The sequence below is a fragment of the Bradyrhizobium sp. Unk1 genome, assembly GCF_059512345.1.
In genome coordinates this window covers 1-2,767 of sequence record NZ_JCAMOP010000140.1, presented here as the reverse complement: position 1 = coordinate 2,767, position 2,767 = coordinate 1, and the positions used below count along the sequence as shown (strand labels likewise).

The 2,767-nt window shown below is 60.1% G+C and carries 1 protein-coding gene; it reads left to right on the top strand.

Features of this window, described 5'->3' with window-relative positions:
- The first annotated feature begins 1,254 nt into the window (after window positions 1–1,254).
- Window positions 1,255–1,506 (top strand): hypothetical protein, encoded by a 252-nt coding sequence (locus AC5ZFO_RS47595; RefSeq protein ID WP_496124213.1) that lies wholly within the window; start codon window positions 1,255–1,257, stop codon window positions 1,504–1,506.
- Window positions 1,507–2,767: the final 1,261 nt, after the last annotated feature.

Below are 2,767 nucleotides of genomic sequence, written 5' to 3'. Positions count from 1 at the left end.
CACGTCCGGTTTGATGAGCGGGGAGAGGAAACGGAACGCGCGACAAGCGCATCACCGCGCCTCTCCTCGACTCTACTCGCCTCGACCGCAGGTGTTTTGTATCTTAGCTCCGGAAACTGAATATGCCCCAGCTCTCCCTACAGCGGGTGCCGAGGCTCCGCCATTATGGTGGACTCAAGGTTCTTCGATTCGAAAATGCGTTTCGGCATATCGCGGCAAGTCGAGGGTCCGTAGTTTTCTACGGATCGTTGACACGCTAGTTGGTGACACTCATTTGGACTACTACCAAAACCAGGAGGCGTTCATTCACCTCCACCCGCGAATGCCAAGGGTTCACACCAGTTGATCAGCAACTTGGCGCGGCTCGGCCCATTGAGCCGGAACGGAAGCGATCGCTGGTATTGAAAGCTATCGCCTACCTGCACGTCGAGCTGCCGGTGATTGCACGCTCGTTCCGTTGAACTAGCTTCTGTGGTAGCGGGACCGCGTGAATGTGTTCGCCGACTTCTGGAGGTAAAGCGGCTCGCCATTGGCATATTCGGCGACGGCGATCTGGGCCAGAAGCGCTTCCGCCGTCAAAGCTATTGGAGCGCCGACGCGGACGCCAGCTCCAGCTTCGCCGGCTGCCTCGCAGCCCTCCAGTTCAACGTCGTTCGGGCCTAAATCCTCAGAAATCACTCGGCTCGGCGACCCTAGTCTAGGGGTATCAGCAGCTCGTTGGTCGCGTCCGGCATCCGACGACACAACACCGAACGCCTCACCGGTCGAAGACGGCTCCACAGCGACCGCGCCACGACTGAAGTGGCAACACGGCCCCACTAGTTGAGCCCTAACTCCACAACCTTCAACTCGAACAAATGCACGCCGCCCTTGGCGGCCATCGCGCAATTTGTCTGAGAGGATCGCGATCCAGCCCGGCTTCATCTCAACCGAGCTTCTGGGCCGTTTCGTGCGTCATAAGCTCAAGTCCGAAGGCGGCGTCCGCATAGATAGCGTAGCTGCCGCGCGATCCGGCTGTCTGCGGCGTCCTTACCCGCATGGTGGAGAGAAGACAATTATCTACTGCCTGTCCGACCTAAAAGCCCCTGATCGACCTGAAAGCCGGTAGCCCTGGCCTTCGCTCGGATGAGCAAGGTGGGAGCCGTGCGCCGCGACCTTCGACGTAATGGCAGACCGACCATTTCTGGCAGGGTGCCAGCCGGAACTTAGAGCGTAAGATGGTCGGCCACTTTCTCTCGGCCGGAGAGCAGCACAATGGAACCTCGCATCCAAATCCTCCGGGAGCTTATTGAAAATCAAATTGAAGTCGTCGCGGCGGCCATCTGCGAAGGCAACGGCGCTTTAGAAGCCGAGCTTCGTTTGGAATGGCTTACGCGCGAGCTGGCGATCGAAGAGAGCGGGCAACGCGTTTTCATTGACCAGAGCATAGCTGAACGGCTTTGGGGCTGCAGTCGGCCTCTCGCATGCCTCGGCCCTTTCACTCTCAAACAACCGCGCTCAAACTAAGAGCCTTCTAGGCCGAACAAAGTCGTTAGTCGGGCGGCGAGTCGCTCTCGGAGCTTAAGGCGCTCAGTCGTTTGGTCGTTCGGCCGGGCAGTCGTTCAGCCTAAACGGCTTACCGGGAAATCGCAGAGTTAGTGGCGGCGGGTCTGCCTAGGGGGTGGGAGCGCGCTGTTGCGGGCAGCGCGTTATCCTCCTTTCCGTGGTGAGGCTCTGTGCTTGAGAGGTCCGGAGCCTCACTGGCCGTGATCGCCAATCCCGTCACGAGAGACCTGCCACAAGGAACCACCACCCCGGCCCGGTCTTTGCCGGCTGGCTGCGGGCTGGCGACCGCGCGGCATCGCGCCCGAGCCTAAGCCGAGCGAAACGATCCACCTGGACCCGGAGCTGCTAGCCGCAGCCGAACGACTTCAACTACTCATCCCGGCCGAACGTCACGCGGGGGCAACCGACGAGAGCCTCGCCGCGCAGCTCCGAAGGCATGGCGGGCGCGCATCATGCAGGGCGTTCAGTTCGATAAGTAACGACCGGGTTGGGCGGCCTTCGTCAAGGCTCCCACATCGTGGGGACGCACGAGAGTCGGGCATCTTTTCGACTTGATCGTGCCCGGCCAAGTCCGTGGCATTTCTTCGCTTGCCGCTGCACTCACGCCTGCGCACTCGAAGTCGCCCCTGAGAGAGCTCGCACTTGCAGCCGCGCTGCCGCATAGCGGATACTTGTGATCGGTTAGACCACCGCATTCTGCGCGACAACTACTACCCGCCGGCGACCTCGAACGGCAGATCAAAGCCTTCTCGAGCACTACAATCAAGTTCGCTACCATGAGCTGACTCCTAAGCGCGAAGCGGAAACAATTTCTTCGGGATCGGGATAGGTGTGCGAAGAGACCTTCGGCTTGGTCGGAGGTTGAGATGGGATTGGACTGCAAAAAGACGTCCGTTTGGACGCCTCATCGGCAGGGTCGGTGAACCGGCTGGAGGTTCTTGAAGGACCATCGGGTCGCCGCGTACGTTCGGCAGCTGAGAGATCTGGATCGTGGCCGAGGGTCTGTTGCCGGTGCGCAGGTTTCCGAGGGGGCACGCAAGCATGGAGAAACGCGCTGGCAGATCTACTGGTTGCGACGCGTTTTCGATAACCTTAGGGGTACTCGCGCGGCACTTGACCTGAGCCCCTGAACTTCCTCCAAAAAAGGGTAGAATCCGTCCACCTTGAGGGAGACGGAGATGAAGCAGTCGAGGTTCACGGAAGAGCGGATCATTGCGGTGCT

Bases quoted from the DNA above. Each gene is read 5' to 3' on its own strand.
- AC5ZFO_RS47595 (WP_496124213.1), top strand. From the start codon at position 1,255: ATGGAACCTCGCATCCAAATCCTCCGGGAGCTTATTGAAAATCAAATT.